The sequence below is a fragment of the Bordetella tumbae genome (assembly GCF_965139195.1).
Classification (GTDB): domain Bacteria; phylum Pseudomonadota; class Gammaproteobacteria; order Burkholderiales; family Burkholderiaceae_B; genus Bordetella_A; species Bordetella_A tumbae.
In genome coordinates this window covers 1-24,539 of record NZ_CBCSJH010000049.1, presented here as the reverse complement: position 1 = coordinate 24,539, position 24,539 = coordinate 1, and the positions used below count along the sequence as shown (strand labels likewise).

Below are 24,539 nucleotides of genomic sequence, written 5' to 3'. Positions count from 1 at the left end.
AATCACAAACCAGGCAGCCGATGGCCACGCACTACGGCAATCAAAATCGGCGCACCTATAAACGCGGTCAGTACGCCCACGGGCAGCTCGTACGGGCGCACTGCTACGCGGGACACAATATCGGCCAGCAGCAGCACACAGGGTCCGAGCAGGACGCATAGCCCGAGGAGTTTGCGGATGTCCGTGCCGACCAGGCGGCGCGCGATGTACGGCACGATCAGACCCAGAAAAGCGATAGGGCCCGCTGCGGCATTGGCGGTGCCCACCAGCAAGGCGACCGATAACAGCGTGGCCAGCCGTACTACGTGCGGGTGGTGGCCCAGGCCTTTGGCCACATGCTCGCCCAACGCCAGCGCAGCCAGAGGGCGAATCAAAGGCAACGCGATCAATAGGCCCAGGATGAGCCCTGGTAGTGTCCAGGAGAAAGTTTCGAGCGGGCGTCCTGCCACACCGCCGACGACCCAGAACCGGATCTCATCGGCGGTGCGTTGATCGGAGAGCAGAATCATGCTGCTGCCTGCCTGCAGCAGGCCAGTAAAGGCTGCCCCTGCAAGAACCAGACGAATAGGGTCATCGCCGACACCGCGCATGCGCATGACGACCATGACCAGCATGCAGCCGGCCATCGCACCGATAAAGGCGGCAGAGAGATAGGTGGCGGCCGCTGACGCACCCAGCAGTATCGCCAGCACAACAGCGAACGACGAGCCTGCACTGACGCCCAATAAACCCGGCTCGGCCAAGGGGTTGCGGGTCACGGCTTGCATGAGCAGGCCGGCGACTCCCAGGGACACGCCCACCAATAACGCCAGTTCGGTGCGGGTCCAACGCAGTTGCAGGACGGTAAAGCGGGCATTGTCGGTCCCGCCTCCCAGTAACGCACGCAGGCTATCGGCAGGGCCGACATCGCCGGCACCCACCAATAAGCTCAGCAGACATAAAAGCAGCAGGCACAGCGCGCTAACGCCGAGCGCCTTCAGCGGCATCGTAGATTTTGTCGGGACCATCAGTGCGCCAGTACGTCGTCGTTACTTCGCCAGCGATTTCTCCACATCGTCGAGGATGCGCTGTGCGGCGAAATAACCCGAGCTGCTGCTCCAGATCTGGCCGTCGACGCTGACGACGTGCTGGTCTTGGGCGGCTTTCAGGCGGGTAAAGGCGGGTTGATTGCGAGCCTCCTCGACGGCCTTTTTACCATCGGGATTCAGTGTGGCCAGGAAGATCCAATCGGCGTCGGCTTTATTCAGATTTTCCAGACTGAGGATGTCGCTGTGTGGGCGTTGTGTCAGGCTTTCAGCCAACGCATTTTGCTTTAGGCCCAGTTTGCTCAACAAGGCGCCTGCGAACAGGCGGCTCGACATCATCTGGGGTCCCTGCGGATTCCAGCGCAGGACGGATACGGTCGTGTCGGCTGGAAGACGTTTGCTCAGGTCGGCGATGCGCGTTTCGACTTCGGCAATGCGCTTTTCAGCTTCGTCGGATTTGTTGACGGTCTTGGCGTAGAGCCGCAGCGTGTCTTCCCACGGATCGAAGGAGCCGCCCGGAGGTACGACCGTCGGCGCGATCAAGCTGAGCTTGTCGTACATCTCCTTGGTCAGGCCGGTGGCAGACAGTATCAGGTCGGGCTGCTGGGCCAGGATGGCTTCCAGGTTGGGTTCGCGCACGGTGCCCACGAGCGGCAATTGGCCAGTTTTGTCCTTTAAATAATTAGGGATGTCGGTGCCGCCGCGGCTCGCGAGCGCGCCGACGGGCTTGACGCCCAGAGCGGCCGTTGCGTCCAGTGCGTTTTCCCCCAGGGTGACGACACGGGTTGGCGTGCCTTCGATCTTGACGTCGCCAAATGCGGTTTGCACGGTCTGTTCGGCGGCCAGGGCTTGCGTAGTGAGGGCCAGACTGGCGATCAGGGCTGCAGCAACAGCGGGCAGGGCGCGAACGGGGGATAAAACGGCAAAACGCATGAGGTTCCTTCGGGGTAGAGCGGTCCAAACGAGCTTGGTCAGGGCGCAGCTGAGGCAACTGCCGGTAGGTCTAAACCAGGAATAAGTCTTATTTCCCGAGTTTACCTTCATTTACATCAAGCTGAATGGCAGGCGGGTAGCCACAAATATTGCATTCGATTACGCGGACACCGGGAGCGATGGCAGCGGCAATGAGAACCAGCGGCTTTTTGCACTGATATGGTGCGCGATCCATTCGCGCACAGTAGCGGTGCGCACGGTTCGTGTGCGTCAGCGGAATAGACGGGACTGGGTTGCAAAGGGGGCACCGGGTATTTCCTAAGGGCGACTCGCCATCTCGGCCATATGGCACGGATTTTGCATGACGGTATACAAGCCTGGATTCCCAACGAGTCCGCCCCTTGTTCGCTGTTATTGGAGTTCCCCATGAGTAAAGCTTGTTCCGCTACCCTGTTGGCCAGTGCCAGCCGTCGCCGCGTGTTGCGTTCCAGCGCCGCGTTGTTTGGCGTGCTGGCTGCTCCTGCGCTGGTACGAGCTCAGACCGCTCCCAAAATTCGCATCGGCTTCTGGCCGGTCGCATCAGGGTTGCCGTTTTATGCCGCGCTGGAAAAAGGCTATTTCAAAGAAGCGGGTCTGGATGTCGAAGGACAGAAGTTCGCCGGTGCTCAGCAGGTCATGGAAGCCATGCTGGCCGGCCGCTGCGACGGCAGCTCCAACGGTACCGGGTCGGCCAACCTGGGGATTGGCGAAATCGCGCAGCCCGGTCTGTTCAAAATTTTCTGCACCAATCCCACCAACGTCAAAGACGTATTGGATGAATTCATCGTCGCCAAGGAAAGCCCCTATAAAACCGTGGCGGATTTCAAGGGAAAGCGGATTGCGTGCGGTCCGGGAATTCAGAACGTGACGCTGGCCAAGACCATGCTCGAGCGTGCTGGAGCCGAGGGCGCGTCGGTGATCGAATTGCCCATCGGCCAGCACGTGGCAGCGGTTGCGGCGGGGCAGGTGGAAGGATGCTATACGCTGGAGCCTACCGGTACGGTAGGGCGGCTCAATGGCACAACTCGCGTGCTGGAGGCTGGTGTCGTGGCGCACTACATCCTGGGAGACCCCATGGCGCCTTGGCATGGCGGCTCGGCCAGCCTGACCAGCGAATTCCTGAAAAAGAATCCGGAAGTGGCGACCAAATTCATCGCGGCCTATCGCCGTGGCATCGATCTCGTGCGAAACCAGCCTGACGAGGCTCGGCAGTATATGAAAGGCTACACCGCGATCGAAGGCGCATTGACCAAGGAAGTCCCTCTGGCTGCCTACGTCATGTACGACGAATTCAAAGCCAGCGACGTGGAGTATTTCCAGAAATACTTCGATCTATTTACCGAGAAGCAGATCTTCGCGCGCAAGATCGATGTCGTTGGATTGATTTACAAGGCCTGACCTCATGGAAAAATCTGCAGTGTCTCCGGGAGCGCGCACGTGGGCTCCGCCTGCCTCGCATGATGCCGCGCCACCGCGTGCGCCATTTGGGGATCGGCTATTGCCCTTTGTCGGGCCGATCGTATTGTTCATCATTTGGGACCTGGTCGTGCGGATGGGCTTTATCAAGCCAATCTTGTTGCCAGGGCCTGTGGACACGCTCGTGGCGCTGGTGCAGGGGCTGGCCGGCGGCGATTTGTTGACGGATTTTCTCGTGACTGTCAGCCGCACGCTGCAAGCCTTTGCGATTGCCGCCGTGATCGGTATGCCCCTGGGTGTTTTGCTGGGCAGCAACGAGCGCGCTTATCGCAGTGTGGAGTTTTTGGTGGACTTCTTTCGGTCTACGCCGTCCTCCGCGTTGATTCCGCTGTTTCTGTTGATTTTCGGCGTGTCCGATTTCAACAAGGTGGCGATCGCGGCATTTGGTGCATTGCTGATCGTGATCTTTAACAGCGCCTATGGTGTGATTAATGCGCGTAAACAGCGCGTCATGGCGGCCAAGGTCATGGGTGCCTCTCGTTGGCGCATCTTCAAGGATGTGTTGGTATGGGAAAGTCTGCAGCCCAGTTTTGTCGGGTTGCGCTCGGCAGTGTCGATGGCGCTGGTGATCGTGATCGTGGCCGAGATGTTTATCGGTTCTGAAAACGGTCTGGGTCACGCCATCATCGATGCCCAGCAAATCCTGAATGTCAAAACGATGTATGCCGCGATTTTGGCAGCGGGCGCGTTGGGGTATGTCCTCAACATCCTGTTCCTGGTGATCGAGCGTCGCGTCGTACATTGGAGCGGACGATAATGAGTGCTGTATTGAATGTTCCGGCTTATGCCGACGTGCCTGCGCCGCGATTTACCCCTGGACCTGCGGGCACGCATATCACCATACGCGGTTTGACCAAGTATTTTGCGGGTTGGCCGCTGTATGAGAATTTCGATCTTGATATTCCGAAAAACCGCATCGTGTCGGTGTTCGGCCCCAATGGCTGCGGCAAGAGCACGCTGATCAATATGATCGCGGGCCTGATTCCCATTGATCGCGGTGAGATCCTGTTCGATGGCAAGTCGCTGAAAGACACTCGCATCGGTTATGTGTTCCAGAACTATCGCGAAGCGATGTTTCCCTGGATGCGCACGATCGACAATATTGCCTATCCCTTGATGCTGGAGGGCAAGACCAAGGTCGAAGTCGATCGCCGGATGGAGGAGCTGATCGCGTCGTTTGACGTGAAGTTCGATTTAAACCGCTATCCTTACGAATTGTCGGGCGGTCAGCAGCAAACGGCATCGATCATGCGTGCCTTGGCGCCAAAGCCCGAGGTCTTGTTTCTGGATGAGCCGTTCTCTGCATTGGATTTCGAGATGACCCTGTTCATTCGGGAAAAATTGCAGGAAGTGTTCATGCAAACGGGTACGACCATGCTGTTGGTGTCGCATGATCTCGAGGAGGCGGTCTATCTCGCCGATCAGGTGCTGCTGCTGACCAAACGGCCTACCCGCGTTGCCGAGATTCTCGATTATCGCGACGCACGGCCGCGTACGATCGAGACGTTGTCGCAGCCCAGTTTTATCGAGACCAAAAAACTCAGTCTGGAAATCTTTCAACGTGAGGTACGACGGTAATGGAAATCAACCTGCCAGAGGTTGTGGCCGAGGTGAAAGTGCAATTCGACCGCTATGAAAAGGCCCTCACGGGCAATGACGTCGCGGTGCTGGACGAATTGTTCTGGGACAGTCCGCATACCTTGCGCTATGGGGCAGGTGAAAATCTATACGGCTATGACGAGATCCAGGCCTTTCGTGCCGGCCGGCCGTCAAAGGGGCTGGATCGAGAGGTGCTCAAAACGGTGATCACGACGTATGGCCGGGATTTCGCCACGTGCAATATGGAGTTCCGGCGGGAGGGTGTCGCCGGAACCGGGCGCCAAAGCCAGACGTGGGTACGCACGCCTGATGGGTGGCGTGTGGCGGCGGCACATGTCAGCCAGTTGAAACCGTAGCAGCATTATTCTGTAGCAGATGGACAAAGGCATGGGCGATGGTGCTCAACGGGGCACGTTTGCGGTAGAGCACGCCTATCGTGCGGCGGCAATCTTTTCCCGGGAGGGCTTGCGCCTGCAAGCCCTCCATGTCGACTCCTTTCAGGGCACTGCTGGGTAGGATCGTGATGCCCATGCCGTTGCGCACCATGCTGACGGCGGTGCCCATATAAGCCACTTCGATGGTTGGCGTGATGCCGGGACGGTTGGCGAGAATCGCGCGATCTGCGGACCCCATGGTCAACATGATGAGTGGGTAGTCGCCAACGCGGTTCCATTTCAGCGGCTCGTCGAAGATCGCGTGCCGTATCGGGGCGACGACGACCAGGTCGTCGTGAAACAGTTGCATGAATCCCAACTCGGGGTCGCCGTTCAGCTCGGAGCCGACGCCCAGCTCTACCTCGCCACGCTTGACCGACTCGATGACCGCGACGTTCAGCTCCTCGCGCATGCGGATACGTACATTAGGGTAATCCTGATTGAATCGGCCCAGCACTTCTGTCAGCAGGCCAAAAGACAGCGAAGGCAAGGCCGACAAGAGCAGCTGGCCGCTGCGGCCGGCGCCCACGTCGATCGCACGGCCATAGGCCTGCCGCAGGTCATGCAGGATGGGCGCGATTTCTCGGTGAAAGGTCGTGCCTGCGGGCGTCAGCCGGCAAGAGCGCGTGGTGCGCTCGAATAATTGCAGGCCGAGATCATGCTCGAGTTCGCGTATTTGCACCGAAAAGGACGGCTGGGTAATGCATAGCTCCTCTGCCGCCTTGGCAAAGGATCCCAGTTTGGCGGCAAGCGTAAAGGCCTGCAGTTGCCGGTACTTGATGTTCATGCCCATTCCCCGTTTCAAGCGTCCGCATCAGCACAGGTCTTTGCTGCAGTGGCAGCGGCTAATACTCCGATATTCGAGACCGACTTGGGACTTAGTTTTTTTCGAATAATGCATGGATATTATCCAATAGTTATTTATTAAGTAATCCGGTTAACTACTCCCATGTTCACTAACTGGGAATGCAATCATGGCGTCGTCAGGTGCGGCCAGTCGGATCAACCCCTTGTATCTGCTGATGGCGCGCGATGCGGGCCTGGATGAAATCGTAAGCGCCTTTGAACAGGATCTGCTGGCTGCCGTGCAGTCGGCGATGCAGTTGCGCAACGTCTTGTTCACGCTCGATGATGTGAAGGCCGAGGTATGGCCACCGATGCAGGCGAGGAGTTGCCCGTGAACGATATTCATTGGATGACTGCCGGCGACCTGTCGCGTGCCTACCGTAATGGCGCCTTGACCCCTGAAACTGCCGTGACGGCGCTACTCTCGCGCATTGAACGCTATGACGGCGGCATCAACGCCTTTGTATCGCTGGACGCAGAGGGGGCGCTCGCACAAGCCCGGCAGGCAGGACGCGAGATCGCTGCGGGGAATTGGCGGGGCCCATTGCATGGCGTGCCGGTTGCACTGAAGGATCTGATTGACATGGCCGGGCAAGTCACGAGTTGCCATTCCCGTCTCATGCTCGATCAGGTGGCCGAGCGCGACGCGACGGTCGTCAAACGGCTGCGCGACGCGGGTGCGATCAGCCTGGGTAAGCTGGCGCTGCATGAGTTCGCTATCGGCGGGCCCAGCGACGATGCCGCCTATCCGCCAGCCCGCAACCCCTGGGATCCAGAACACCAGACGGGAGGGTCGTCTTCGGGTTCAGGCGCTGCGGTGGCGGCGGGGTTCGTGCCACTGGCGCTGGGGACGGATACGGGAGGTTCGATCCGTAATCCGGCGGGACATTGCGGGGTGGTGGGATTGAAACCCACCTATGGCGCTGTGTCGCGCCATGGCGTGTTTCCGCTTTGCTTTACCTTGGACCACGTGGGGCCTATTGCGCGCTCGAGCGAGGATCTCGCCATCGCCATGAACGTGATCGGCGGTCACGACCCCGAGGACCCAGGCAGCGCACGAAAAACGGTGGACGACTACACCGCCGAACTGACCGGTGGCCTGCGCGGCCTGCGGTTCGGTCTGGTGCGTCATTTTCATGAGCAGGACATGCAGGCCAGTCTCGAGGTGGTCGGCGCCATCGACGACGCCGTTCAGGTGTTGCGTCAACACGGCGCATCGGTGACGGACGTGAGCCTGCCGCCTCTGGCTCGCTTTACCACCGCGCAACGCGTGATCTTTCATGCAGAGTCCTGGGCGGTGCACGCGAATTGGCTGCGCGAGCGGCCGGCTGACTACTCGTATATCGCCCGGCGAAAACTGATTGTCGGCGCATTTCTCGGCGCGGGGGATTACGTCCAGGCGCAACGCTGGCGCTTGCAACTGATCGAGGCGGTTGACCGAGTACTGCGTGATGTTGACATCCTGATCGTCGCCAATTCTCTGGAGCCGGCGTCGGCGCTCGACGACGAGGTCGAGTTTGCTCGTACTTATGCTCGTCAGGCGCGTTCGCCGTTCAACTTGACCGGGCATCCTGCGTTGGCGGTGATGTGCGGCTTGTCCGGTAAAGGATTGCCTTTGTCGCTGCAATTCGTTGGCCGTTGCCATGAGGACGCCAAAGTACTGCGGGCAGGAGCAGGATTCGAACAGGTTACAGCGTGGCGCGGACAGCATCCCGCTATCGACCAGGAGGCCGCCTAGCGACCGCACACGAGACGCTTGAAAAGTGCGGGGGGAGCACTTTCAGGAGGGCATATCGACAAGAGGAAGATCACGACAACAAGCTGAGGCAAGTCAAACCAAATTGTTCAAGGGGAACGCGCATGTTTAAGCAGATCAAGGTACTGTCATTCGTCGCAGCGATGATGCTGGCCTCTACGGCTGGCGCCCAGGAAGAATTGAAAATCGGCGGCATCGGACCACTCTCGGGCGGCGGCACCGCCTGGGGGCTGGCCCTGCAGCGTGGGATCCAGATCGCGTTCGACGAGGTCAATGCGGCGGGCGGTCTGAAGGTAGGTGACAAAGTCTACACGCCGAAATTGGTCATGTACGATGATAAATACACCGCAGCGGGAGGGCGATTGGCGGCTGATCGGCTGATCAATGCCGACAATGTCAAGTTCATCATCGGTCCTATCGGGTCGCCATCGGTGTTGAGCGCGGTGGCGGTGACGAACCCGGCCAAGGTGCTGTTGTTGTCCAATGGCTTTTCGCCCACCATATTGAAGAACGAGTCGAAATCGCCCTACAACTTCCGTGCGATGAACAGTACGGTCGAGTTCGGGCCGCCGATGGTGAAGTGGTTTCATGAGACACATCCCGACGTCAAGAAAGTCGCATTGATTGCACCCAACGATGCGGTGGGACAATCGGTCGTGCCTCAATTGGCCGAGTACTACAAAGCCAATGGCATCGAAGTCTGGACCGAGCTCTACGATCGCGGCGCAAAGGAATTCACCCCCTTGATGGCGCGCATGATCGCTCAGAATGTCGACGCACTGGACTTGAACAGCAACGCGCCTGGCGAGGCGGCATTGCTGCTCAAACAGGCGCGCCAGAGCGGCTTTAAAAAGACCATCTGGCAGGTGGGGGGACCTTCGGTCGACGAGATCGTGGATATTGCCGGCCCCCTGGCGAACGGCTTTATTTCGCTGAATGTGTTCGACTTCGATTCGCCTGATGCAAAGGGTTTTATCGAGGCATACCGTAAAAAATATGGTGATGGCGTGATCAACGCTCAAGCGCCAGGCTGGTACAACGCCGCGAAAATCATGCTCGAGGCGATTCGCCGTGCCGGGACGACAGAGGTCACTGCGGTGCGTGATTCGCTGGAGAAACTCGACGACTACGACGCCGGACTGTTCGGGCCGGTGCGTTGGGGCGGGATGAAAGACTACGGCGTCGAACACCAATTGCTGATGAAGTTCTGGATCGTCGAGGTCAAGGACGGCAAGCAAGTCACTATCCAGGCATTGCAGCCCGAAAAGCGCTAAGCCGTCTTTGCAATGAGGTTGTGCCCGCGCGCCGCTTGACCCCTCAGAATGGTGGCGCCGGTATCTACTCGTCCGACCTAGTGAGATCCGCCGATGTTCTCTTTACCGATCCTGAGCCAGGTCTTCATCAACGGCCTGAGCCTCAGTTCCATCTATATCCTGGTTGCGCTGGGATTTACGCTGTTGTTCGGCATCATGCGAGTCGTCAATTTTGCGCATGGCGCCTTTGCCATGTTGGGCGGCTACGCGTTGTACTACTTGTACGGGATTTACGGTTTGCCGTATCCGATCGCCGTGGTGGGCGGCGCGCTGATCGTCGCGCTGTTGGCGCTGGTGCTTGAGCGCCTGGTATTCCGCTGGTTCTACCACAAGATGTTCCAAAGCATGATTGCACTGCTGGGCCTGAATATGGCGCTGGTCTATGCGGCGGTGCTGATCTGGGATGTCAACGAGCGTTCGTTGCCCGCTGTGACGGATACCATGCTCGATGTGCATGGCGTATTGCTGCCGATGGATCGATTGATCATCATGGGCATCGCCGTCGTGGTGCTGGGCTTGTTCTGGTTTTTCGTGACCCATACGCGGCAAGGCCTGGCCATGCGCGCGGCGGCGCTCGATTCCGATATCGCGGCTACACAAGGCATCAATACGCGATTCATCTACATGTTGGCTTTTTTCATCGCGATCTTTATGACGGCATTGGCGGGCGGTCTCTATGCGCAGACCTATGCACTGTCGCCATTCATGGGTGACCGTCCGCTGATGGTCGCATTCATCGTGGTGATTTTAGGGGGAATGGGCAGCGTATCCGGTGCGGCGCTGGGAGGCGTGCTGCTGGGCTTTGCAGAAAGTTTTCTGTCCACTTTCTATGGCGCGTCGGTGTCGTCGTTCGTCTCGTTCGGTGTGGTCGTCGCGTTGCTGATATTCCGACCCTGGGGGCTCCTTGGCAAACCTGAATGAATCCTTGCCCCTCGGCGGGCGAAGCACTATCCGAGCAGAGGGAACCATGCCCAAGCTACGTAAACACGGCCTCTCGCATATCGGCTGGATCACGATAGTGATTCTGGTGGTGGCGTTGTTGTGGCCCATTGTGGTCAGTAACTCCTTTTACATCACGTTGGGGACCATGGTGGTGCTGGCGATGATAGGCGCAGCCAGTCTGAACCTGATCATCCGTACTGGCCATGTGTCGTTGGCGCATGGCGCTTTTATGGGGGTCGCGGCGTATACGTGCGTCCTGTTGCAGGTCGAGATGGGATGGCCATTCCTGTTGGCGATGTTGGCAGGCTGTGCCGCTTCGGGCTTTCTGGCGCTGCTGATCGGTCCCATTGTGCTGCGGCTGACGGGTAAATATTTTGTGCTGGTTACCTTTCTGTTGGGCGAGATACTCCGTTTGGTCTTTGTGGAGTGGCAGTCGGTGACGGGCGGGGCCAATGGCATACAGGAAATCCCATTGGGACTGCCGTTTTTTGAGTCGCCGGTGGCGTTCTACTATTTCTCGCTGTTCATTACGGTGCTGTGCATTGGCATCGTCTGGCGCATTCTGTGCTCTGAAATCGGGCGCTCTATGGACGCCGTGCGCGAGGCGGACCGGATTGCCGAGAGCTCGGGGGTCCCCGTGATTCGGCTGAAGGTCATGATCTTTGTGATTGCCTGCGCGCTCGTGGGGTTGCAGGGTTCGCTGTCGGCGCAGTTGGTTCATGCGGTTGATCCGACGGGCTTTGACATGAATATCTCGTTGGGGATGGTGGTGATGAATGTGCTGGGAGGCATGTATTACCTGTTGGGCCCGCTCGTCGGCACGGTCTTTATGGTGGCCTTGCCGGAGCTGTTGCGAGGCTATGTGGAGCTGCAGCAAATCATCTTTGGCGTGATTTTGATCGTTGTCATGGCGGCATTGCCTGGGGGCATGATTGGATTGCTGTCCTTGATTCGTCACGGGCTGACGACGGTTTTCCGACGGAGGCAGACATGAGCCGATTGCTCGAGGTTTCCAATCTGTCGCGGCGGTTCGGCGGGCTGGTGGCGGTCAATAATCTCAGTTTCAGCGTCGATAAGGGCGAAATCGTGGGACTGATCGGCCCCAATGGTGCCGGCAAGACCACAGTCGTCAATCTGGTCAGCGGCATGATCCTGCCCAACACTGGAGAGGTTCGTTTCGATGGCCAGGACGTCACGCGGACGCCACCGCATGAGCGCGCCAGCCGCGGTCTGGTGCGCACGTTCCAGTCGACGGCGGTATACAAGAGCCAGACCGTACGTGAGAACGCCATCCGCGGGACTTATCTGCAATCCTACCCAGGCCATTGGGCGACCTTTCTGTCGACGGCTCGTGCGCGGCAGCTGCGAGACGAGGCCGCAGCACGCGCGGACCGTCTGCTCGCTTGGCTGGGGCTTGATGCGCTCGCTGATGCGCAAGCGGATTCATTGCCTTACGGTCATCAGAAGACCTTGGGTATCGTCATCGCACTGGCTGCCGAGCCGCGCATGATCATGCTGGACGAGCCAGTCGCCGGCCTGAGTGCCGAAGAAACCGACCACGTTCGCGAGACCATCTCGCGTGTGCGTGACCGCGGTATTTCGGTCATGGTGATCGACCACAACATGCGCTTTATCTCGGGACTATGCGACAGGCTCTTTGTTACCTCACAGGGGACAAAGATCGCCGAAGGCACGCCTGACGAGGTGCTTGCCGATCCACAAGTCATCGAGGCTTATCTGGGGAAGGCCTATGCCGCTACTGAACGTCAGTGATTTACAGGTGCGCTACGGCCATATCCAGGGCACGCAGAGCGTGTCGATGGCGATCTCGCCAGGCGAGACGGTCGCGTTGATCGGGTCGAATGGCGCGGGCAAGAGCAGTACCTTGAAAGCCATTCTGGGCATGGTGCCCTATGCCCGTGGCGATATCCAGTGGGAAGGGCACAGCCTGAAGGGCCGCAAACCGCACGAGATCCTCAGGGCTGGTATTGGTTTTTCGCCTGAAGGCCGCCGTGTGTTTGGGCAATTGACGGTACGCGAGAATCTGCGGGTAGGCGGCTATAGTCGCTCGGCCCACGAAATCTCGGCCCGTACGGAACAGATCTACCAGTATTTTCCGCGGTTGAAAGAACGGTACAAACAGGATGCGGGCAGTCTCAGTGGCGGAGAGCAGCAGATGCTGGCGATCGGCCGCGCATTGATGTCTTTTCCGAAACTGTTTTTGCTGGACGAGCCGTCGTTGGGACTGGCGCCCATCATCGTGGAGCGTATCGGCGAAATCCTGATGGAGATTCAACAGACCGAGAAACTGGCCATCGTCCTGGCCGAACAGAATGCCAATTGGGCGCTGAGCGTGGCGCACCGGGGGGTCATTCTGGAGATGGGGCGCAATGTCGACGCCGGTGATGCTGCCGCACTGCGCGACAGTCCAAAAATCCGCAGCGCTTATTTGGGGGTGTGACGATGAGCGAACAGAAATTGCGGGGCAAGGTTGCTGTGATTACGGGGGCTGCGTCAGGCATAGGGGCGGCATCGGCGCAGTTGTTTGCAGCACACGGTGCCCGCGTAGCGCTGGTAGATGTGGATGCGGAGGGATTAAAGGCGGTAGCCGCCGCTATTGAGGCGGACGCAGGCCACTGCGTGATCGAGGTGTGCGATGTGACGCAATCGGCGCAGGTCGATGCCGCGGCGTCCCGGATTGTCCAGACGTGGGGCGGGGTGGACGTCATGATGCCGTGTTCGGGCGTCTCAGTTGGCGGCACGGTCGTCACGATAGACGAGGCGCTTTGGGACCGCGTGTTCGATATCAACGTGAAGGGCTCGTACCTGTGGCTGCACGCGGTGCTGCCCTCGATGATCGCCAGAGGTGGGGGCTCGGTAATTTTGCTGGGATCGCAACTGGTGGCTTCCAGCGGAGGCAACAACGCGGCCTACATCGCATCCAAGGGCGCGATCGCGGCATTGGCAAAAACCATGGCGGTGGATCATGCGGCGCAAGGTATTCGCATCAACGCGCTGATGCCGGGAGTGACTGACACTGCCATGCTGCGCCGGTCATTACAGCGCTACGACAACCCGGAAGCTTGCCGGCAGCGCTGGATGGCTCGGCACGCCATGGGACGATTAGGGCGCGCCGAAGAGGTGGCGCGCGCAGCGCTGTTCCTGGCCAGCGACGATTCTTCTTTTACGACAGGCAGCCATCTCTACGTCGATGGCGGCTGGTCCGCAATGTAGCAAAGACAAGGTGCGACGCGATCTCTGTGCCGCGCTTTATTCCTATCACGCAGCATCGTAATTCTGGAGATTCGACATGGGAAAGAAACTCACGCAGGCGATGGTGGATCATTATGCTGATAAGGGTTTCGTTTGTCCGGTGGACGTTTTCAGCCGCGAGCAGGCCGGGGCCTATCTCGCCAAGCTCGAGGCGTTTGAGAACGCGCAGGGGCAGCAATTGACCAAGGGGTTTAATTTCAAGCCTCATCTGTTGTTTACCTGGGTGGACGAGATAGCCCGGCATCCGGCGGTGCTGGATGCCGTCGAGGACCTGATTGGCCCGGATATTCTGCTGTTTCACCTGTCTGTCTGGCCCAAGAACCCGCATCATTCGGCCTATATCAACTGGCACCAGGACGCGACTTATTTCGGTCTCGATCCCTCGACTCAAGTCACGGCATGGGTGGCGTTGTCGGATGCGCCTATCGAGGCGGGTTGCATGGAAGTGGTGCCGGGGTCGCATAAACTCGGCCAACTGCATCACGGTCAGAACCACACCGACAATATTCTGCTCTCTAAAGGGCAGACGGTAGATGTGCCCTTTGATCGTTCCCACACAGAGTTCATGCCGGTGAGGGCGGGCCAGATGTCGCTGCACGATACTTTCCTGGTCCATGCATCGGGGGCGAATAATACCGATCACCGGCGTGTGGGATTGGGCTTCAGCTATATCCCCGCCAGTTCGCGCTGTATCAGCAAGACGCGGCTCACCGCCTCGTTGGTGCGCGGCAAGGACTACGGTAATTTTGATCTGGAGCCGCCGCCACGGGTCGATGACGGCGAGCAGGAGCGTACATTTCACCAGGATGCCGTGGCGCGTTTTCGTGCCGCCAATGACGAGCTCGCCGCCAGATATTGAGTTTTGATCGAGAGGATCTCACTATGTTTGAACTGCCGCATCACGGTCGCTATGGGTATTCAGCGATCACCCGTCGTCCAGACTATTCCTGGCCAGAGGGCCGACGGTTGGCCATATATTTTGCGCTGAATATCGAGCATTTCGCTTATGGCGGCGGGCTAGGCCATGCGATGACCAATGAGTTGCCCGGACCCGATGCGCGCACCTTCGCGTGGCGCGACTACGGTAATCGGGTAGGGGTGTGGCGCATGTACGATCTGTTTGATGAACTAAAAGCGCCGGCCTGCCATCTGGTGAACACCGCGATATTTGACTACTGTCCCGAAGTGATTGAGCCCATCATGGCGCGGGGGGACGAGATCATCGCGCACGGCCGGACGAACGCGGAGCGTCAGGGGCAATGGTGGGAAGCTGACGAAAAGCGCTTGATCGAAGACGTACGCGACAAGATTGCCAGCCACACGGGGCGGGCTCCCCGGGGTTGGATGGGGCCGTGGATGTCGCAAAGCCGTGTGACGCCAGACCTGTTGCAAGAGGCCGGCTACCATTTTGAAATGGACTGGCCCGGCGACGATCAGCCGATATGGATGCAGACCCGGAACGGCCGGCTGATGTCTATGCCGTATTCGCTGGAAATCAACGACTCTCCGCAGATCCTGGTGCGTCATCACACTGGTGAAGAGTTCGCGACCATGATCGTGCATCAGTTCGAAGAGATGCTGCGTCAATCCGAGCGCCAACCGCTCGTATTGGGTATCGCGCTGCATACGATGATTGTGGGGCAGCCTTATCGCTTGTATGCCTTGCGGCGCGCCCTGGAGCATATCGTCAACCACCCGCAGGCGGATAAGGTATGGATCACGCGGCCCGGCGAGATCTATGACCATCTGCTTTCGTTGCCCGAAGGCACGGTGGTCTGAGCGTCGGGAGGTGATGATGGAGTCAGATGCGAGCAGGGGCCGCACACGCATACTCATTACCGGAGGCAGTGGATTTGTGGGGCTGGCGTTGGCGCAATCCCTGCTTGAACGAGGCGTGCAGGTGCGCTTGTTCGATCGGCGTCCACCGCCTGCTGCGTTCTTGTCGGCAATCCAGGCACTGAAGGGAAACCTGCAGATTCTGCAGGGGGACGTGTGTACGGACGCCGATGTGCGAGAGGCATGCGCAGGCGGTATCACGCACGTTTTTCATGGGGCGGCGATCACTGCGGGGCCAGAGCGAGAGGTGGCGCAGACCTTGCAGATCATCGAGGTGAATGTACAGGGCGCATTGCGTGTGTTGCGGGCCGCGGCCGACGCAGGGGTAAAGCGTTTTGTCTATCCGAGTTCCTTGACTGTCTATGGCGAGGCCGTCCATGGCGCGTCGCCGCTTACCGAGTCGGGGACTCCGCCTGCTCCGGATACGCTGTATGGCATCACCAAGTATGCCGCGGAGTGTGCGGTACTACGTCTAGGCCAGTTGATCGGCCTGCCGGTATGCGTGGGCCGAATCGGCTCGGTTTTCGGCCCTTGGGAAGGTGAAACGGGGGCACGCGATATGGTGAGCCCGTTCGCGCAAATCGCGGCAGCCGCTGCGCGTGGCGAGCCCGTTGTGCTGCCGGGACAATACCCGTCCCGGGAAATGATTTATGCGCCAGACCTCAGCGCTGGGTTGACGGCGCTTTTGTTTGCGACGAGGCCGGCCCATCCGTATTACAACTTGTCGGCCAATTTCGATTGGGATGGCGCGTTGATCCGCTGGTGCGAGACATTGGCGGCATGTTTGCCCGATTTCAACTGGCGTTATGCCGAAGCCGGGTATCCTTCCACGATTTCGTTTCACGGCGCGCGGCCGCGCGTGTCGATGAATGCCTCGCGCGCTCGCGGCGATCTTGGTTTCCGGCCGAGCTTTGCCCGTGATGACGCCTTGAAGCATTACGCAGACTGGGTTGCCGGGCATACCGAATTTTTCGCACATCGCGCTTGATAGAACACAGGACAAATATGGACATTGATATTCAGGCCCTGCCTCCCGCGGATCAGTATCGCTTGTTGTCGTCGACGGTGGTGCCACGGCCTATCGCGTTGATCTCTACGTATTCCGAGGAGACCGGCCACAACACGGCGCCGTTCAGTTTTTTCAATGTCATGGGCGAGGCCCCTCCTGTGATGGCGATCGGTCTGGAGGATAAACGCGGCAGCGGTGCATTGAAGGACACGACGATCAATATTCGCGCAACCGGCGAGTTTGTCGTGCATCTGGTCGATGAGGCGCTCGCGCAGGCGATGAATGTGTGCGCGATCGATTTTCCCCGCGATATCTGCGAGGCAACCGAGGCCGGCTTGACGTTGGTGCCATCCAGCGTAGTGCAGCCTCAACGCATCGCAGAGGCGCCCGTTGCTTTTGAGTGCCGCAAGATCGCGATGATCGAGATCAATCCACATCGGCATATCACCCTGGGCGAGGTCGTGCGGATGCATGTGCGCGAAGGCCTGTTCGATGCGGATCTCAAATATATCGACCCCGAGAAATACCATCCGATCGGGCGAATGTTTGGCCGGCTTTACACCACCACGCGTGGGCATTTCGAGATGGTCGTGCCTGAATATGATGTTTGGCGTGAGCGCGAGCGGTGATGATAGGTTCGATGGAACGGAGTATAAATAAATACGATCGTCAGCCAACGTTCGTTCGTAACATTGACACCGCCAAGTCCACAAATGCCCTGACTTTCGCGGGCGCCTGCCGCCCCTCTGTATAGAGTACGTGGATGGGCAAAGGCGGGTCTTCATGTTCGGCGAGTACGATCCGCAATTTGTCTTCGCGCAACGCCGGAGCGACCTGGTAATGCAGCACTCTGGTCAGGGCCAGGCCCGCTACTGCGGTCGCAATGGCCGCTTCGTTCGAGTTGGACTGCAGCCAGTTATGTATGGTCACCCGCTGGTCATTGGCGAAACGCCATTCCGGTGACACCCAGGCGGCGGTCGAGGCGGCGATACGGTGGTTCTTGAGATCGGCGGGGGTTCCGGGGAGACCGTGCTCCTGAAAATAGTCAGGAGAGCCACATACCACGCGCCGAACTGTGCCGACCTGGATCGCTGAAAACCCTGAATCCTGCAGCCGTCCGATGCGAATTGCGACGTCGATGCCCTCGTCGACGAGATTGACAGGGCGATCCAGGAATAACAGCCGTCCGTTGACTTTGGGATAGCGTTTCAAAAACTCATGCACGATGGGTAGGACGTACATCTGCCCGAACAGCACCGAAGCGGTAATCGTCAAGGTCCCGGAGGGCGCCGCATAGGACCCGGCCGCTGCGGCCTCGGCTTCGACGATGTCTGCCAGGATACGTTTGCAATCGTCCAGATAACGCTTGCCGGGTTCTGTCAGTTTGACTGAACGGGTCGTGCGCACGAATAGCCGTGCGCCGATCACGTCTTCGAGCGCGGCGATGGCGCGAGTCACGGCTGGCGGGCTCATGTGCAGCTCGCGGGCTGATGCCGCGAAGCTTTCAGTTTCCGCAACCTTGACGAATATCTTCATTGCCTGCCAACGATCCACCTTTTCGCCTCCCATATCTCGAGTTTATTTCTATAGCACGAGTTTCGGGAATCGTCACGGCTTTGAACTCGGTTTTAAAGTGCGAGGTGAATACGTTCGTCCGAGCCCGTTTGCTGTGCAGGGACGGCACAGCAGATCAGGACCTCGTCATCGGCAACGACTGCTGTCGGTGTCTTGATGTACGTGATGGCGCCTTTGACCAGTTTGGTGCGGCAGGTGCCGCAATTGCCTGCACGGCAACTGTAGTCCGGATTGAGGCCGCGTGCCTCTGCCAGGTCGAGAAAGGTCCCCGACTCTGGCGTCCAGCGCGCTTCTTTCAATGAATTGAGGAATGCAACAGGGACTGGCGTTGTCGCGGCGGGCAGGCGCACTGGTGCGGATGCTGGGGCGCCTGCATCGGGACTGCGTGTGAGCGAAGCCGGCCCGAATGCTTCCGCATGAATGCGGCGATCAGCCACACCATAGCTCCTGAGCCCGTCGTACAGCGCTTGCATGAACGCAGCCGGGCCGCAAAGGTAAAAATCATAGTCGTTGAACGACAGAAATCGGGTGAGTAATGCCATGTCGATGCGGCCTGCTGCGTCATAGTCCTGGCCGACGGTTGCGTCGGCGGTATCGCCCAGGACGCGAACGAGCCCTACTGCGCCGTTGGCATTGCCGAGCAGCTGGGACAGTTCTGCATCGAATGCGCGTTCAGCCTTTGACCGGGCAGCCTGAAATAGCACGGTGGGACGCACGCGCTGTTTGCGCAGTCCTTCGTAGACGACATGCCGCAGCATGGCGAGCATCGGCGTGATACCGACGCCACCCGCCAGTAATACGGCGGGGCGTGTTTCGTGCGCATCGATGGTGAATTCGCCAGCGGGCGCACGGGCCTGGACCGTGTCGCCTACCCGAATATGGTCGTGCAAGTAATGCGATACCGCGCCTTCGCGCTTGACGCTGATGCGATAGACGTTATCGGAGGGTGCGGCCGACAGGGTATAAGTGCGAATGAGCGGCATGGGGGTGTCAGGCATCGCAACGCGTATTGGCAGATGCTGGCCTGCCTCGTGCGCCAGCAGACTCAGTCCGTCGGCGGGCTGCAGATGAAATGACCGGATCGATGCGCTTTCGTCGACGATGCGCGTGACGGTGAACGGCCGCCAGCGCGTGGCCAATTCGCTTGCCTGCAAGCGGCCGGCCGCTTGAGTCCAATCGCCGGTCATCAGCGAGTTGGGCGACCAGCCGTCTTGCTGAAGCCGCCAGCGCAGTGCGAGGGCGCCCGGGCGGCGCACAATGCGGCGAGGACGGAACGTCCAGAGACGCTCTGCGCCCTGGAATGCGGCGATTTCCGGCGAATCCAGGATGACTTGTGCTTCGCCGGTCATCTGTAATACATCGCCGCTCTCATAATCGACAAAAAGGAGTCCGGCCTGATGGTTCAGGATAAAGTTGCCGAGCGTCGCAAAAAACAAATTGCCGTCGAAGTCAGGAATGGTGAGCATCCCGTCATCGTCGACGCGGACAAAACCGGCCTTGCCGCCGCGATGCGAAACGTCGACCTGCCGGCGGTCTTCCCGGTCGGCATACGAGGCGACAAAGAAAGTATCTGCGGTATCGATCATGGATCGAGCGGCGGGGTCGAGCTCGGACAGCTCTTCGCGTGCCGCTACGAACGGAGCATGAGGGTCGCGAACAAAATTGAAGTCGCGTAGCTGGATGTACCGCGGGCAGTTGCCAAAGCTCTGATCTACCTCGACGTGCAAGCCGTTGTCCGTGCTGGTTACGACGCCGTTCATCCGATTGCGCCGGCGAGTGTGCATTTCGATACCGAGCAGTCCGATCGGTGACTGCGCGTGTATGCCGCCATTCGCGGGATCGCTCGTGTCCGTATGAGTCTTGATGTCCAGCGTTGTCGGTGTAGGAGAACTCATGAAACCGGGCTCGCCGGACAGAATCGTGGCCCAGGCATTGTCATCCGAATCAACACTGCCCAGGACGATAAAGGGTAGCTGCGCATAGAACTCACGATGCTGGTCGGGCATGTAATCCCGTACGACCCGTTGACCGACGACGTGCATGCGTTCGGCGACGCCTACCTTTTCCTGTAGGTAAACCTCGCCCGCATGCCATACCGGTAGCCCTGACAGTTTCTCGGCCATTTCGGTTTCCTTGATAGTTCGTGACGCTGTGGACAGTGTTGATGCGGTGATCACAAGCGTGGATCCGGGCCTCGAACGCAAAGCCCGAGGTCGGCACTCTGACGCCAAGGTTTGAGCACTCAGGCCGTGAGTCCGGCCGAGGTCTGGACGAAAGGCGTGAATCCAGGCAGCGCTTCAATCCTGCGCAAAAAGGCATTGACTGTGGGATAGCCCGAGAGATCGACATTGCCCTCAGGTGCGCGCGCCACATAGCTGTAGAGGGCGACATCCGCGATCGTCGGATGGGTACCGACTAGCCACTCGTGATCAGTCAGATGATTTTCCACGCGGACGAGCAGGGTATGTGCTCGTGCAATGACTTCCTCGGGGTTGAATTTGGCGCCGAAGACGGTGATCAGGCGGGCAGCACAGGGACCATACGCCACTTCGCCAGCCGCGACGGACAGCCAACGCTGCACGGCAGCGGCACCCTGTGGGTCTTCAGGCAGCCATTCCGTCCGGCCCGATTTCTTTGCCAGATAGACGAGGATCGCGTTGGAGTCGGCAATGACGACGCCGTTGTCGTCCAGGACGGGCACTTGTCCAAACGGATTGAGCGCCAGGAATTCCGGGGTCTTGTGCGCGCCAGCTTTCAGGTCGACTTCGACGAGTTCGTGAGGCAGGCCTAGCAATGAGACAAACAGCTGGGCACGATGCGCGTGGCCGGAAAGCGGGTGGTAGTAGAGCTTCATATGTATCTCCTATGAGGGCCGGACCATGTGCCGCGCCGTTCACGAAGATTAATGAAGGACTGCTTTATACAGAATCCATTGATTTGGTACTTCACAATTTCAGTCGGAGGAATAATCTCTGCCGTGTTATTGCGGGATAAGGCGGCAGTTCAGGCGGTAGTTCATCGCGTTGCTTTAACACTTCGTACACAAAAATCCAGATAGACCTTCGCGGTCGTGATTTACCAAGCTGTGGTCGCTTGGTACCAAGACTCAAGGCCGGTGTTGACCGCAGAATCCGTCCTAGTATTTCCGCGTTTCCTTCCCCTACCTAGGTGATTGCCGGCTCGCAAAGGCAGGCAGCCTCATTATTCTGATAACAGCATGGCTAATCACGCATTTCCCTATTCGCTCACCACGCTTGCTGCGGCCATTGCGGGCGCATTGTTAAGCAGTGCCGCTGCGGCAGACACGACACTCTATTGTCCCGCCGCCAACGGCATGATCAGTTGCACCTATACCGGGACGAACTATTCAGAGCCCGTGGGGATCATGCGCAACAATACGGGTAGCGCGTATTCCGCACCCATGTACGTGACGACGAATTTCGACGTTAACGCGACGATCGTGCCTGAGTCGCAGGCGGGGCTGTGGATAGAGGCGATGGCAGGGACCGGGACGTTTAATAGCCCTAATGACGGCAATAACGCCGATGGCCTGACGCCAAATACGTCCGGAAACATCACGTTGACGGGTGGCGATATCGTTACCAATGGGGCGATTTACGGCCTGTTGGCAAAAATGAACGGGGGCAATGCGACGACTTCTGATGGTGGAGACGTCGGTGGCAATGGCGGCGTGGCGGGTGCCCAGGAAATACTGTATCTCGCCAACCAGGCCAACATCGACATGACGGGGTTGGCCCAGACGCAGATCCAAGGCGGAGCCGGCATTGCCGTGTTGAGCAAGGGTGGCAACGGAGCGAGTACGAACGATGATCACAACCCGTCGGGGGCGGGCGGTTATTCCAGCGGCTCGCGGCTCAAGAACGTCGGGCAGGTGTCGGCGACCGTGCAAGGGTCGACACGATTCTCGGGTTTGCAGGCCGCCAGCAATGGCGGCGAGGGCGCCACCCAGTACGACGGCGGGGCCAATTCGGGCGGCGACTCCGGCGACGTGTCGCTGCAGAACAGCGGGAACATCGTCGTTGACTGGACGTGGCGCAACGGGAATACCGCCAGCAATTCCAACGCGGCGGTATACGGCATCCTCGCCGAATCTCACGGTGGAAACGGCGGGGACACGACGACCGACGGATTGGGCAATGGTGGCGCGGGAGGCTATGCCAGCAGTGCGGTGATTACGCTGGAGACAGGCGGTTCGGTGCGCGTCATGCAACGCGGGACGCCGCCCAACACGGTTCAAGGGTCGCAGATTTTTCCCGGCGCTGGCGTGGCGGCTATTCTGCTGGGCGGTGACGGTGGTAACGGCTATGCGGATGAGGATCAGACGAGCGGCGGCAATGCCGGCGACGCCGGTACGATCGGCAGCTCGTCGCCCTCTTTGCAGATCATCAACACGGACACGAGTGTGTCCACCTCGGGCGATCCGTCTGCGGGCAGTTTTTCCCCGTCGGGGGATAAGCTGCCGGCCTTGCTCTTGTGGGCGAAAGGGGGAGAGGGGGCTGGTCTGTTCAATGACGATCCGCACTATTCCCGGCGTGATGGCGGCAATGGCGGCATAGCTGGTGACGCGAGTTTGACCGTCACTGCGCAGAATGCCGCAATCACCCTGTCGACCAATGGCAATTACTCGTCGGGCATACAGACGCGGCAGCAAGGAGGCGCAGGTGGTGCCGGAGGCCAATACAACGGTGACACTTTAGGGCTTGGCGACACGCATCCGTCCGGCATCGGGGGGGCGGGAGGCCAGGCGGGAGGCTCGACGATCTCTCTGACGGGGACGAGCGCATTACCGATCGCCATCACGACGCAAGGCCAAGAGTCTCATGGCATTTACGCCAGTCTGCTCGGCGGCGACGGAGGCGCAGGTGGTATATACGATGTCAACGTGGGCGGGCAGATAGCTGGAACGGCAGGGGCTGGCGGCTCCACCGGAAACATGAAAATCACGCTGAAGGGGACATCGATCTCTACGGTGGGCAGCCAGGCGTTCGGTATTCTGGCGCAAAGTCGCGGCGCAAATGGGGGCGATGGCGGCGAGGCGACTGGCGACGATGTGACGGGCGGGGCCGGCGGAGCGGGTGGATCGACGGGAACGGTCGACGTGTCGCTGGACGCCAATTCGAGCATTTCCACGCAGGGCCAGAGTGCCATCGGGATCCTGGCCCAGACCGCCAGCGGCGCGGGCGGTGACGGCGGTGGGGCGACGGGAGAGGGCTCCAGTACGGGAGGCGCGGGCGGCAGTGGTGGAAACTCCGGTGACATCACCGTCAACAACGCCGGCCAGATCGCAACGCGCGGCGTAGACGCCATCGGCATTTTGGCGCAGTCAGTGACAGGCGCCGGGGGAGCCGGCGCCGAATCCTATGGCATCCTGGATAGCAGCGGCGGCAGTGGCGGTTCGGCCGGTGTGACGGGGACCCTCACCGTGTCGAACTCGGGCCAGATCAGCACAAGCGGCGATATGGCGATCGGCGTCGTGATGCAATCCATTGGAGGCAGCGGCGGCACGGGCGGCACGGCGAGCGGCCTGCTCGTGGCCTTGGGTGGCAGCAGCGCCAGCAACACGTTGAGATCAGATGGCAGCAGCGTGAGGATCAATGGGTCGGCGTCCGGCTCCGTCACGACCAGCGGGGCAGGTGCGATCGGCATCCTGGCGCAGACCATCGGCGGTGGGGGTGGCGTAGGCGGCGGCTCCGAAGGCGCGGTCAGCATCGGCGCAACGGGTGGAGAGGGCGGATCGGGCGCTGTCGCCACCGCTGATCTCGATAGTTTTTTGATCTCGACCGGTGGCATGAACGCACATGGACTGGTGATTCAGTCGATCGGTGGCGGCGGCGGCAACGCCGGCAATGCCGGCAGCCTCGGCGTATTTGCTTCCGTGGCCATCGGCCAGGCAGGGGGCAGGGGAGGAAGCGGCGGCGCCGTTACCGCCAATCTTTCCAATAGCAAGGTGATTACCCAGAGTAGCAAGGCGGCGGGCATCGTGGCGCAGTCCATCGGCGGAGGCGGCGGAACAGGCGGCAGGGCGTTTGCGACCTCGGTGGGGGTGGGGGCCGACGGTGATGTCGCCATCGGTGGCTCTGGGGGCCTTGGCGGTCATGGCGGGCAGATCGGTTCTCAACTGGTGGGCAGCTACATTGCGACTGGTCAGGCGACGCAACTGACCACGGGCGCATGCAGCGGGACGTGCCTGCCATCGAATCAGTTGCCGGTTGATGCTTTCGGGGTAGTGATTCAGAGCATAGGGGGCGGTGGTGGCCTGGGCGGTAATGCCAGTTCGTCCGCGATCGCCACGGGGCTCGATGTCAGCGAGGATGCGCAAATCGCGCTAAGCATGACCGCATCGATAGGCGGATCGGGAAAAATCGGCGGCAATGGGGATTACGTGACCTTCGCTGCCTCGGACGGTACACAGATCACGACATCGGGCCAGGGCTCGCATGGCGTACTGATCCAGAGCATCGG

Annotated in this window: 23 protein-coding genes; 17 read left to right on the top strand and 6 right to left on the bottom strand. The window is 59.7% G+C overall.

Annotated features, from left to right (window positions below; all coding sequences use genetic code 11):
• Window positions 1-2 precede the first annotated feature (2 nt).
• Together ACNA0J_RS27260 and ACNA0J_RS27255 are read right to left on the bottom strand one after the other, a co-directional pair.
• On the bottom strand, window positions 3-1,007 hold the full coding sequence (locus ACNA0J_RS27260; protein ID WP_415822049.1) for a FecCD family ABC transporter permease: 1,005 nt from the start codon (window positions 1,005-1,007) through the stop codon (window positions 3-5).
• A 21-nt stretch (window positions 1,008-1,028) separates the two neighbouring features.
• The gene (locus ACNA0J_RS27255) at window positions 1,029-1,958 is read right to left on the bottom strand and encodes an ABC transporter substrate-binding protein (RefSeq protein WP_415822048.1); all 930 of its coding nucleotides are present in this window, start codon (window positions 1,956-1,958) and stop codon (window positions 1,029-1,031) included.
• Between the two features lie 426 nt (window positions 1,959-2,384).
• Between ACNA0J_RS27255 and ACNA0J_RS27250 the strand changes: the two genes are divergently transcribed.
• From ACNA0J_RS27250 to hpxZ, 4 genes are read left to right on the top strand one after another with little or no spacing between them, the layout of a single operon-like run.
• The gene (locus ACNA0J_RS27250; RefSeq protein WP_415822046.1) at window positions 2,385-3,395 is read left to right on the top strand and encodes an ABC transporter substrate-binding protein; all 1,011 of its coding nucleotides are present in this window, start codon (window positions 2,385-2,387) and stop codon (window positions 3,393-3,395) included.
• A 4-nt stretch (window positions 3,396-3,399) separates the two neighbouring features.
• Window positions 3,400-4,230, top strand: coding sequence for an ABC transporter permease (locus tag ACNA0J_RS27245; protein ID WP_415822044.1), 831 nt, complete (start codon window positions 3,400-3,402; stop codon window positions 4,228-4,230).
• Window positions 4,230-5,051: an ABC transporter ATP-binding protein gene (locus ACNA0J_RS27240; RefSeq protein ID WP_415822042.1), complete on the top strand. Its 822-nt coding sequence runs from the start codon at window positions 4,230-4,232 to the stop codon at window positions 5,049-5,051. Before ACNA0J_RS27245 ends, ACNA0J_RS27240 begins: the two co-directional genes overlap by 1 nt.
• The gene (gene hpxZ, locus ACNA0J_RS27235; RefSeq protein WP_415822040.1) at window positions 5,051-5,428 is read left to right on the top strand and encodes an oxalurate catabolism protein HpxZ; all 378 of its coding nucleotides are present in this window, start codon (window positions 5,051-5,053) and stop codon (window positions 5,426-5,428) included. Before ACNA0J_RS27240 ends, hpxZ begins: the two co-directional genes overlap by 1 nt.
• On the opposite strand, the gene ACNA0J_RS27230 is transcribed toward hpxZ, so the two are convergent.
• The gene (locus ACNA0J_RS27230; protein WP_415822039.1) at window positions 5,409-6,293 is read right to left on the bottom strand and encodes a LysR family transcriptional regulator; all 885 of its coding nucleotides are present in this window, start codon (window positions 6,291-6,293) and stop codon (window positions 5,409-5,411) included. The genes hpxZ and ACNA0J_RS27230 overlap by 20 nt on opposite strands.
• 187 nt (window positions 6,294-6,480) lie before the next feature.
• Between ACNA0J_RS27230 and ACNA0J_RS27225 the strand changes: the two genes are divergently transcribed.
• The 12 genes from ACNA0J_RS27225 (at window position 6,481) to ACNA0J_RS27170 (ending at window position 17,110) form a co-directional block, all read left to right on the top strand.
• Window positions 6,481-6,687, top strand: a complete 207-nt coding sequence (locus tag ACNA0J_RS27225) for a hypothetical protein (protein ID WP_415822038.1) — start codon at window positions 6,481-6,483, stop codon at window positions 6,685-6,687.
• A complete protein-coding gene (locus tag ACNA0J_RS27220) occupies window positions 6,684-8,090 on the top strand; it encodes an amidase (RefSeq protein ID WP_415822037.1) in 1,407 nt (468 codons plus the stop codon). The genes ACNA0J_RS27225 and ACNA0J_RS27220 overlap by 4 nt, the downstream gene beginning before the upstream one ends.
• A 122-nt stretch (window positions 8,091-8,212) precedes the next feature.
• Entirely contained in the window at window positions 8,213-9,382 is a 1,170-nt protein-coding gene (locus tag ACNA0J_RS27215; protein ID WP_415822036.1) for an ABC transporter substrate-binding protein, read from the top strand.
• A 93-nt stretch (window positions 9,383-9,475) separates the two neighbouring features.
• Window positions 9,476-10,342, top strand: a complete 867-nt coding sequence (locus ACNA0J_RS27210; RefSeq protein ID WP_415822034.1) for a branched-chain amino acid ABC transporter permease — start codon at window positions 9,476-9,478, stop codon at window positions 10,340-10,342.
• A 46-nt stretch (window positions 10,343-10,388) separates the two neighbouring features.
• A complete protein-coding gene (locus tag ACNA0J_RS27205) occupies window positions 10,389-11,357 on the top strand; it encodes a branched-chain amino acid ABC transporter permease (protein ID WP_415822033.1) in 969 nt (322 codons plus the stop codon).
• Entirely contained in the window at window positions 11,354-12,136 is a 783-nt protein-coding gene (locus tag ACNA0J_RS27200; RefSeq protein ID WP_415822032.1) for an ABC transporter ATP-binding protein, read from the top strand. The genes ACNA0J_RS27205 and ACNA0J_RS27200 overlap by 4 nt, the downstream gene beginning before the upstream one ends.
• Window positions 12,114-12,824: an ABC transporter ATP-binding protein gene (locus ACNA0J_RS27195; protein ID WP_415822031.1), complete on the top strand. Its 711-nt coding sequence runs from the start codon at window positions 12,114-12,116 to the stop codon at window positions 12,822-12,824. The genes ACNA0J_RS27200 and ACNA0J_RS27195 overlap by 23 nt, the downstream gene beginning before the upstream one ends.
• 2 nt (window positions 12,825-12,826) lie before the next feature.
• Window positions 12,827-13,597, top strand: a complete 771-nt coding sequence (locus ACNA0J_RS27190) for an SDR family oxidoreductase (RefSeq protein WP_415822029.1) — start codon at window positions 12,827-12,829, stop codon at window positions 13,595-13,597.
• A 76-nt stretch (window positions 13,598-13,673) separates the two neighbouring features.
• A complete protein-coding gene (locus tag ACNA0J_RS27185) occupies window positions 13,674-14,495 on the top strand; it encodes a phytanoyl-CoA dioxygenase family protein (RefSeq protein ID WP_415822028.1) in 822 nt (273 codons plus the stop codon).
• Between the two features lie 23 nt (window positions 14,496-14,518).
• Window positions 14,519-15,415 (top strand): polysaccharide deacetylase family protein, encoded by an 897-nt coding sequence (locus ACNA0J_RS27180; protein ID WP_415822027.1) that lies wholly within the window; start codon window positions 14,519-14,521, stop codon window positions 15,413-15,415.
• Window positions 15,416-15,428: 13 nt separating this feature from the next.
• Entirely contained in the window at window positions 15,429-16,460 is a 1,032-nt protein-coding gene (locus ACNA0J_RS27175) for an NAD-dependent epimerase/dehydratase family protein (protein WP_415822025.1), read from the top strand.
• A gap of 17 nt (window positions 16,461-16,477) precedes the next feature.
• Window positions 16,478-17,110 (top strand): flavin reductase family protein, encoded by a 633-nt coding sequence (locus tag ACNA0J_RS27170; protein ID WP_415822024.1) that lies wholly within the window; start codon window positions 16,478-16,480, stop codon window positions 17,108-17,110.
• 40 nt (window positions 17,111-17,150) lie between these two features.
• Here the strand turns inward: ACNA0J_RS27170 and ACNA0J_RS27165 are convergent, their stop codons facing one another.
• From ACNA0J_RS27165 to ACNA0J_RS27155, 3 genes are all read right to left on the bottom strand, one after another.
• Window positions 17,151-18,035, bottom strand: coding sequence for a LysR family transcriptional regulator (locus ACNA0J_RS27165; protein ID WP_415822022.1), 885 nt, complete (start codon window positions 18,033-18,035; stop codon window positions 17,151-17,153).
• 74 nt (window positions 18,036-18,109) lie between these two features.
• Window positions 18,110-20,179 (bottom strand): 2Fe-2S iron-sulfur cluster-binding protein, encoded by a 2,070-nt coding sequence (locus ACNA0J_RS27160; protein WP_415822021.1) that lies wholly within the window; start codon window positions 20,177-20,179, stop codon window positions 18,110-18,112.
• A gap of 119 nt (window positions 20,180-20,298) precedes the next feature.
• Window positions 20,299-20,910 carry a glutathione S-transferase family protein gene (locus ACNA0J_RS27155; RefSeq protein ID WP_415822019.1) on the bottom strand — a complete coding sequence of 204 codons (612 nt, stop codon included), beginning with the start codon at window positions 20,908-20,910 and terminating at the stop codon, window positions 20,299-20,301.
• 363 nt (window positions 20,911-21,273) lie between these two features.
• On the opposite strand from ACNA0J_RS27155, the gene ACNA0J_RS27150 reads away from it, so the two are divergent.
• On the top strand, window positions 21,274-24,539 hold a 3,266-nt coding region (locus ACNA0J_RS27150), incomplete at its 3' end, for a beta strand repeat-containing protein (RefSeq protein ID WP_415822018.1).

Coding starts and splice junctions, on each gene's coding strand:
- ACNA0J_RS27260 (WP_415822049.1), bottom strand. CDS start 1,007: ATGGTCCCGACAAAATCTACGATGCCGCTGAAGGCGCTCGGCGTTAGC.
- ACNA0J_RS27255 (WP_415822048.1), bottom strand. CDS start 1,958: ATGCGTTTTGCCGTTTTATCCCCCGTTCGCGCCCTGCCCGCTGTTGCT.
- ACNA0J_RS27250 (WP_415822046.1), top strand. CDS start 2,385: ATGAGTAAAGCTTGTTCCGCTACCCTGTTGGCCAGTGCCAGCCGTCGC.
- ACNA0J_RS27245 (WP_415822044.1), top strand. CDS start 3,400: ATGGAAAAATCTGCAGTGTCTCCGGGAGCGCGCACGTGGGCTCCGCCT.
- ACNA0J_RS27240 (WP_415822042.1), top strand. CDS start 4,230: ATGAGTGCTGTATTGAATGTTCCGGCTTATGCCGACGTGCCTGCGCCG.
- hpxZ (WP_415822040.1), top strand. CDS start 5,051: ATGGAAATCAACCTGCCAGAGGTTGTGGCCGAGGTGAAAGTGCAATTC.
- ACNA0J_RS27230 (WP_415822039.1), bottom strand. CDS start 6,293: ATGAACATCAAGTACCGGCAACTGCAGGCCTTTACGCTTGCCGCCAAA.
- ACNA0J_RS27225 (WP_415822038.1), top strand. CDS start 6,481: ATGGCGTCGTCAGGTGCGGCCAGTCGGATCAACCCCTTGTATCTGCTG.
- ACNA0J_RS27215 (WP_415822036.1), top strand. CDS start 8,213: ATGTTTAAGCAGATCAAGGTACTGTCATTCGTCGCAGCGATGATGCTG.
- ACNA0J_RS27210 (WP_415822034.1), top strand. CDS start 9,476: ATGTTCTCTTTACCGATCCTGAGCCAGGTCTTCATCAACGGCCTGAGC.
- ACNA0J_RS27205 (WP_415822033.1), top strand. CDS start 10,389: ATGCCCAAGCTACGTAAACACGGCCTCTCGCATATCGGCTGGATCACG.
- ACNA0J_RS27200 (WP_415822032.1), top strand. CDS start 11,354: ATGAGCCGATTGCTCGAGGTTTCCAATCTGTCGCGGCGGTTCGGCGGG.
- ACNA0J_RS27195 (WP_415822031.1), top strand. CDS start 12,114: ATGCCGCTACTGAACGTCAGTGATTTACAGGTGCGCTACGGCCATATC.
- ACNA0J_RS27190 (WP_415822029.1), top strand. CDS start 12,827: ATGAGCGAACAGAAATTGCGGGGCAAGGTTGCTGTGATTACGGGGGCT.
- ACNA0J_RS27185 (WP_415822028.1), top strand. CDS start 13,674: ATGGGAAAGAAACTCACGCAGGCGATGGTGGATCATTATGCTGATAAG.
- ACNA0J_RS27180 (WP_415822027.1), top strand. CDS start 14,519: ATGTTTGAACTGCCGCATCACGGTCGCTATGGGTATTCAGCGATCACC.
- ACNA0J_RS27175 (WP_415822025.1), top strand. CDS start 15,429: ATGATGGAGTCAGATGCGAGCAGGGGCCGCACACGCATACTCATTACC.
- ACNA0J_RS27170 (WP_415822024.1), top strand. CDS start 16,478: ATGGACATTGATATTCAGGCCCTGCCTCCCGCGGATCAGTATCGCTTG.
- ACNA0J_RS27160 (WP_415822021.1), bottom strand. CDS start 20,179: ATGGCCGAGAAACTGTCAGGGCTACCGGTATGGCATGCGGGCGAGGTT.
- ACNA0J_RS27155 (WP_415822019.1), bottom strand. CDS start 20,910: ATGAAGCTCTACTACCACCCGCTTTCCGGCCACGCGCATCGTGCCCAG.